The sequence below is a fragment of the Candidatus Jordarchaeum sp. genome (assembly GCF_052745115.1).
This window is the reverse complement of record NZ_JBRAKS010000194.1, coordinates 1-7,465: the sequence shown is the minus strand read 5'-3', so window position 1 is coordinate 7,465 and position 7,465 is coordinate 1. Positions and strand designations below refer to the sequence as shown.

Below are 7,465 nucleotides of genomic sequence, written 5' to 3'. Positions count from 1 at the left end.
AACTCGGAAAAGAAATTTAAAGAGGGGGGGTGACAAATGTCTATGATTTCTACACAACAAATCAATGAGTCTACCTTTTATAATGTTCTGATTTTTATATTCTTTTGTGTTAACTTCCCGTGGTGGTTTTTGTGGAGGGAAAACGGGTTTAAACCCCTTGTTTTAGGGGGATTTCACGCCTAGCAGGGTTGGAATCACCAAAAAGTGGTTCCTGGAGGGGAAAGGAAAGCGGGATTTAACAGTTAACAGAACTGAAACAAATCATCATATAATAAATAGTAGACTCATTGCAACAAATTACTCTAAGAATTTGCAGTGGTGTCCTTCAGATTATGTTTCATTTTTATTAATTCGATTTTTTATGTTTTTAACCTTTTCCTTGACAGGCAGGACAGGCAATTTTACCAGTGCCCCAGCAGGTTTTGCATATTATTCTCGTGTAGGGGTCAATTATGCCTCGACCTCCACATGTGTTGCATAGAATTTTTCCCGTACCATTGCATCTTGCACATTTGGTTTTTCCTGTCAATACAGATTCCTCAAACATTTAGATATCTACTAAATTATTATTAAGAAGTTTATTTTATTTCTGTCCTTTAACCCTATCTTTCACCTTTGGCAGCTACTATCCTTATTATATCTTTATCTTTTAACTCTGCGTTTCCCGACAAGGTCTTCCCTGTTTTTGCGTTTATTGCATTTATAAAAGTGTCACCTAGGTCAGTGTGGATTGCGTACGCTAATTCCCTTGCTGTTGTGCCTTTGGGTACTAGGTAAACGTCTGGTAGAACGTTTCCGTGGTGGTCGCTGTATTTGTTTACATCTTCGACTGGATATACTGCAATCATGTTGAGGACTCCGAAGACTGTCTGATTAAGAGATTCTTGTACTCCTGTATAGCCATACTTGTTTAGTATTTCTTCACGTATTCTATCCAAAACCTCTTTTTGTTTGTAGGGGATTTTTTCTGGATTTAACACCTTGAATTCAGGGTCTCCGGCACGATATTCTATAACTCCTTCTTTTGCCAGTTTTCTTAGCATGTACTCTGCTAATGCGCTAGCCGGCACAACATTTCCCTTTTTATTCAGTTTTTCCAAGTTTTGTGCCGAGGTTTTTCGGTCAATTTTATTGGCACATATCAGCATGGGTTTTGCAGCTTTTTGTAACTCCTGTGCAAAATTATACAAGTCGTCTTCGCTCCAAGATTTAGGCTTGTCAGGATTTAGTTTTGAATTTTGTAGAGCTTTTTTTATGTCCGTTCTCTTTATGGCCAAACCCGACAACCTGTCAATAAGAAGTTCATCAAACTTCCCCTTCGCTACCTCCACTTCCCTAGTTAATTTTGCCCATTCGCGCATAATAATCTGTTTAAACCACATTGCAATTTCTCTCTCAAGAAATTCCACATCCTCCTCCGGATTCCCAGTTCCAGGTTCAATAGGTTTACCCTCAAGATCCGTTGATCCCGATGCGTCGACCACATGAATTAATGCATCAGCCCGTCGAAGATCATCTAAAAATTGATTTCCTAACCCACGTCCCTGCCAAGCATCAGGCACCAGCCCCGCAACATCAAGCAAGTTTACTGGTATGTAGCGGACTCCATCCACACATATTGAGTTTTTGGGATTATCCTCCACTCCCAGTTCCTTGCATATGCAGTCTATTCTAACGTAGCCTGTTCCCTGTTGGGCGTCTATGGTGGTGAAGGGGTATTCTGCGACCTTGTATTCGGTTAGACAAGCCGCGTTAAGAAAGGTTGTTTTTCCCGAATTTGGCTTGCCTACAATTCCCACCAACATTTTCCACACCTTTGAGCAATTTCTTTTTACTACCTAAATAACTTTTGTATCACTAATAAGTTAAGGTTTTAAAAGATATTTGAATTTCTTATGATTTATTTCTAATGCTTAAAATATTTTAAATTTTCAATGATGAATGTATAAAAATTTGTATAACAAATAAGCTTGAAGAAAACTAGTTGGTGGTATTTATAGATCCTTTTTATCGATATTCTCTCTCGAAATAACCCCATGTGACCTTACTGCCAAAGGACCTTAAACCATTTTCTTTAAGTTGCTTTAAAAGATTGTTTGCATATTCCCGGGAGAGTTCCCCTCTTCTCATCAAGTAATTAATTATTTCAAGTACTTGTTCTTCATTATCACATCTTCTTATCACTCTTATTATATCCAAGTCGCAGGTTTCATCACTTCTAATTCCGTGTACCTGTGTTTTAGATTCTTGGCTTTCTAACTCATCGTATAGGTTTGGGAATTCCTCCCGGAATTTTTTCTTATCAATTTCCATTTTAAGCTCCCAATCAAAAATTTCATTAGCTATATAAAAAATGTTTTGTAACCTTAGTTACAATTTAATCCACATTTGGAACATTTAATACTGCAGGCCGGCGTCATTTTCCCCGCAAAAGCTTTGTTTCTTTCGTCTAGAAGAAACTCTTTATCAACTCCTACATTTACTACTTCCCAAGGGTGTACCGCGTCAGGGTTCCTTTTAGTGCCTACCAGCTTTTCGATAGAGATTTTGGTTTCCTTTAGGGCTCGTCTCCAAGCACCCAATCCGCCTCCATAAAACGCTGATAACTCAATAGTCTTACCTATAGTATTATTTCCCAGAGAGAGAATTGCTTCTATCGCCCCCCATCTGGGATCAAAACCTTCCACATTAATTCTCGGATTTTTTCTCAATTTTGAGTTGATGTATTTTGTGCTCTTTCGAAGATAATCTAAAGATAATTGTGGCTCCCACGCAAATGGAGTGTGCGGCTTTGGAACAAAGGGATTGATACTCAACCTAACTCCCTGAGAAGGAAATCCCAAAGACCCTATGCGATTAGCCATATTTACTATACCCTCAATATCAGCCTGTGTTTCTGTGGGTAGACCCAAAATATAATACATTTTGAGGTTTTGGAGCTTCTCTTGAATCATCTCTACTGCATAAAAGATATCATCATCACTAAAACCTTTATTCAATACCTCTCTCAACCTCTCGGTTCCCGCTTCCGGCGCTAATGTGGCAGTTCTCTGGCCTCCCTTGGCTAGAGCTTCCAGTAGCTCATCGGAAATACAATCTACACGAAGACTAGAAACCGAAAGCTCTAAACCTAAATTAACAATGCTCCACGAAAGATCAACCAAATCTTTATATCCGGTTAAAGAAGGAGCGATAAGGGTAACCTTCCTAACTCCGGAACGCTCAACCCCTTCCTCAATTGTTGACAATGCAGTTTTCACGCTAAGGTTCCGCATAGGTCTTCCCGTATATCCTATCAGGCAAAACCTACATCCCCACTCGCAACCTCTAGAAATTTCTAAAAGCAGGGATTTACCAAAAACCGGCATCAATGGACTCTCATCCCATACTTGGGGAATAATCTGAGTAATGGGACGGTAGGCTTCCTCAAGATTTTTACACCACACTCTTTTCACGGGCTCACTAAAAAACTTAGGAACATAAATGCCTGGCAACTCTGACAATGTTTCAAGATTACGTGGAGAAAGATTTCCCTCTAAATAAATATCTAGTAAATTGTCCAATACGGGTTCGGCATCGCCTACAACAAAAAGGTCCACAAATTCCGAAAGCGGTACAGGGTTTTCTAGAGCGCAAGGACCACCAGCTATTATAAGCGGATGGTTGGCTCCACGATCCCTAGAGCGGAGAGGAATGCCTGCATTTGAAATCATTCTTAAAACATTAATATAATCTGTCTCGAATTGGAGTGAAAAGCCTATGATATCAAAACTCCTTAGAGGTTGTCTTGACTCAATGGAAGTAGGGAGGTCTTTCTTAGAATTAAATACTCTTTCACAAGCCACATCTGGGCGTGCGTTTAGCATAGCGTATAGTGTGTGTAGGCCTAAACAGGACATCCCAACCTGGTAACCACTAGGATAGGCTAAAGCAAACTTGACATCCACTTTCCTAAAATCCTTTCTAATGGCATTAATTTCCGTTATTTCTTGTTTCAATTATGCACCCAACCCGCTTCAGACCATTAAAATTAAACTTGAAAAAGTTATTCTAGAGTATAAGCAAATCTAAAAACTAATCAAATTATTCATTCAATCCAATCTGGTTTTCATCGAATACAGAAATTGGATTTGGCTTTTGAAATTTTCGTATTCTATAGAGTTTAAAAAAACAAGGAGTTAATTTACACAATTTCTTGAATAAGTACTTTAATTCCTAAAACAATTTTGGAATTCTTTGAATTTAGAGTTTAATCTTCTAATACCGTGTCTGTATCAATTTTTTTAATTTCTAATTTTTGCTTTTCTATAACCAGCGAATTTTCTGGAACATCGTTCCAAAGATTTATGTTGGGACCGATTAGGCTGTTGGGTCCTATTTTGACTCCCGGCATTATGGTGGTTCCTATTCCGGTTTTTACATTGTCTCCTATCATTGCCCCCAGCTTTCTTCTTCCGGTGTCCACCTTTTCACCCTTTACCGGTGTAACAACACACTTTTCGTCCAGCCTCAGGTTTGCAGTAATGGTTCCGGCACCCAAGTTCACATTTTCTCCAATTATACTATCCCCAACGTAGGATAAATGCGCAACGTTCGTTCCATCCAATATAATTGTATTTTTAATCTCACAAGCATTGCCAACATGGCATTTGTTCCCTATAGTAGTACACTCCCGGATATAGCTATTCGGTCCAACTTCACAATTCTCCCCGATGTGGACTGGTCCCTTAATATAGGTTCCGGACCTAATAGTAGTGTTTTTACTAATATGCACCGGTGGAATTATAGTAACCCTCTTTTCCACTTCTCCTTCTATTTTGGGTTCTGCATCTTTGATTAGAGTTTTATTTGCGTCTAGTAGATCCCATGGGTGGCCGATATCAAACCAGTAGCTTGTTATTCTGTATGCAAGTATAGTTTTTTTCTGATTGATTAGTATTTGTATGGAGTCTGTTATCTCGTATTCTCCTCTTTCCGATTTTTCGGTTTGTCTTATTGCTTCGAAAATCTGTGGACTGAATGCGTATATGCCTGCATTTACACAATCAGAGGGTGATGTTTGGACTGGTTTTTCCAAGATTTTTGTTACATTGTCTTTCTCTGTTTTTACGATTCCATACTTTGCAGGGTCTGGAACTTGGATTATTGCAAGAATGGCATCTGGTTTTTCTTTCTCGAATTTGCTTTTCAATCCTTGATAAGTTGTTTCCTTTGTTATCACATCACCGTTAATTAGTAGGAAAGGTTGATTATTCACGAATTTTTCAGCTAGGCTCGCTGCGTGGGCTGTACCCAAAACTGTAGGTTGTTCTGTATAAACTATTTTAATTCCAAATTTTTCCCCATTTCCTAAGGTTTCTATTATCTTCTCTTTGAGATACCCCACAACAATAAGAACCTCGTTTATACCAGTGTTTTTCAAAGCTCTTATAGTATGTTCTAGAAGAGGTTTTCCCGCAATTGGGAAGAGGTGTTTGGGACGTGTAAGCGTAAGCGGTCTAAGTCTTGTCCCTTCGCCTGCGGCTAGAATTACTGCTTTCAACTAGAACCTCCTAAACTATCCTATTTAACGGTTAACACCATTTCCATATTTAATAAGGGATAAATTTTCGTAATGGGTCATTTTGAATAATTTCTTCCAAATCTCTCAATTTTAATCCCTTTAAATAATCACCAAATATTTCACATTTTTCCTTAACATTAATATCTACTAACGGGCGTATTACTATTTCCGCCTCGTAACCTAGTGGGGTCTTCACAAAAACATGTAGATACGTTTTTTTTTCAGTGTCTACGGTTTTAGTGGTTCTTTCTTGCCTGATTACTGTGTATTTAGTTTGCCTCTTTATTGTTTCTATAACAGCTGCTTCGTCATCGCCGTAAACTCTTATATCGATGTCACTTCCTCTGTGTGCTGTGCCTCTCCACACCGAGCCTATGAGAATTGGGTTAAATTTTTTGAGAACTTTCATAATTTGTAAAGCCTCTTTTCGTAGATTCTTAAGATATTCGCTCTTTTGCTTTCCCTCTAGCATATCGGACAACTGGTCTAATTCTTCGGCGATTTCTCTGTTGGAGGGCAGTATTTTTGTTCCCAGAGATTTTGCCGCCTCGCGCTTGGCGGTGTAGTACTCGCTTGCTAATCCGTAATAAAGAAGACGGGCGGCTTCCTTAGCAACTTGAGTTTTTTTATCCAGATTCATCACCGAAAATAACACATATTTTAAATAAAAATCTGATTTTGAAGCATAAATACGATATCTTTTATTAGAATTAAAAAAATGGGGAGGAATTGTAGAATTTTTTAGATTTTTTCTGCACAATCTTTGAAATAAATTACCCCATTGAACACTATGAATATACCTGCAACTACTGCTAAAATGATTGCTATTAGCCAGAACACTGTTAAGCTGAATGCCCAAAGTAGAAGCACCTGATGAACTAGGGCGATACCGTATACTAAAGCTGCCATGGCAGTGAAAACATACCGAATGCTTTCTTTCTCATTTGCCATCGTGAGTTTTAAAATCATTCCAATGCCGAGTGCTATGAGCGCGGCGCCTTCTATCATTGGCTCTCCCATGAATAGGGATGAAGGAAGTAAAGTGATAGAGGCGAATTGAGCAAGCTGGGAAGTAGCAAGTGTCAACTTGGTCCACTCGGTAAGGGCAAGCAACCAGACAGCAATAGTTCCTAAAGGAAAGACTATCTTTTCTGTAGCTTCTCCCGCGTTTGGAATAATCCACTTCACTAAAGTTAACATTAACAGCAATATGGCGGCAACTAATAAAAGATACTGCCAGAACCCTGTACTTAAATTGATGGGCAGCCCGAAGAACGCCATTTGAAACATTACTTGATCATATAACCAAATAGTAGTCAATTGAATTCCTGCTATAGATAGTAGTAACAGGTATATAGATCCTAATAGAAAACCTGCAATCATAGAAATTCTCTGTATTTCACTTCTTTCTTCTGGGAAATAGAATGAAAAACCGTATATTGCTAGCATTAGGCCAGCACCAGCAAAACATATTGCAGCAATTCTAGTGATTAAGAATGGAAAAAGCGCCATGTTAACTAAAACAAAACCAATCAGGTTGGGACTCCTTATTAATAACCAATACTGAACTGTTTCACGCGTGATAATATAGGCTATACTAGTAAATATAATCGCCAGGCCTAATATGATCATTGTTATTGGCAGCATTTTCCCAGAAAATTCCTTAAATCCGGTAGATAAAACACGACGTTTAGGTCTAGGTCTTGTAGGTCTACTAGGCTTTACTTCTCTTTCTGCTGGTTCTACCTCTCGTCCTATGGTTCTCTCATTTTCAGTCATTTAACCATCATAACCCCGTTTATTTTCTATTATAATAAACTTTGTAATTAAAAATTTTTTTATAGTATTGCTGTGTTGTATAATTTTTATTTTTTCACTTTATTTATATAATATGATGAATTT

General features: G+C 38.3%; 7 protein-coding genes. All 7 read right to left on the bottom strand.

Annotation, left to right across the window (positions count from 1 at the left end):
• Positions 1-367: 367 nt before the first annotated feature.
• Entirely contained in the window at positions 368-529 is a 162-nt protein-coding gene (locus tag ACUVXA_RS13325) for a hypothetical protein (protein ID WP_445871764.1), read from the bottom strand.
• Between the two features lie 73 nt (positions 530-602).
• Positions 603-1,805 carry a redox-regulated ATPase YchF gene (locus ACUVXA_RS13320; protein ID WP_445871763.1) on the bottom strand — a complete coding sequence of 401 codons (1,203 nt, stop codon included), beginning with the start codon at positions 1,803-1,805 and terminating at the stop codon, positions 603-605.
• Positions 1,806-2,007: 202 nt separating this feature from the next.
• Entirely contained in the window at positions 2,008-2,313 is a 306-nt protein-coding gene (locus tag ACUVXA_RS13315) for a DUF2095 family protein (RefSeq protein WP_445871762.1), read from the bottom strand.
• Between the two features lie 53 nt (positions 2,314-2,366).
• Positions 2,367-3,998, bottom strand: a complete 1,632-nt coding sequence (locus ACUVXA_RS13310; protein WP_445871761.1) for a radical SAM protein — start codon at positions 3,996-3,998, stop codon at positions 2,367-2,369.
• A 251-nt stretch (positions 3,999-4,249) separates the two neighbouring features.
• Entirely contained in the window at positions 4,250-5,542 is a 1,293-nt protein-coding gene (gene glmU / locus ACUVXA_RS13305) for a bifunctional sugar-1-phosphate nucleotidylyltransferase/acetyltransferase (RefSeq protein WP_445871760.1), read from the bottom strand.
• A 49-nt stretch (positions 5,543-5,591) separates the two neighbouring features.
• Positions 5,592-6,203: a nucleotidyltransferase domain-containing protein gene (locus ACUVXA_RS13300; protein WP_445871765.1), complete on the bottom strand. Its 612-nt coding sequence runs from the start codon at positions 6,201-6,203 to the stop codon at positions 5,592-5,594.
• A 101-nt stretch (positions 6,204-6,304) separates the two neighbouring features.
• Positions 6,305-7,342: a hypothetical protein gene (locus tag ACUVXA_RS13295; protein WP_445871759.1), complete on the bottom strand. Its 1,038-nt coding sequence runs from the start codon at positions 7,340-7,342 to the stop codon at positions 6,305-6,307.
• Between the last annotated feature and the right edge of the window lie 123 nt (positions 7,343-7,465).

What these genes read in the sequence shown, in the direction of transcription:
- ACUVXA_RS13320 (WP_445871763.1), bottom strand. Translation starts at nt 1,805, where the DNA reads ATGTTGGTGGGAATTGTAGGCAAGCCAAATTCGGGAAAAACAACCTTT.
- ACUVXA_RS13315 (WP_445871762.1), bottom strand. Translation starts at nt 2,313, where the DNA reads ATGGAAATTGATAAGAAAAAATTCCGGGAGGAATTCCCAAACCTATAC.
- ACUVXA_RS13300 (WP_445871765.1), bottom strand. Translation starts at nt 6,203, where the DNA reads ATGAATCTGGATAAAAAAACTCAAGTTGCTAAGGAAGCCGCCCGTCTT.
- ACUVXA_RS13295 (WP_445871759.1), bottom strand. Translation starts at nt 7,342, where the DNA reads ATGACTGAAAATGAGAGAACCATAGGACGAGAGGTAGAACCAGCAGAA.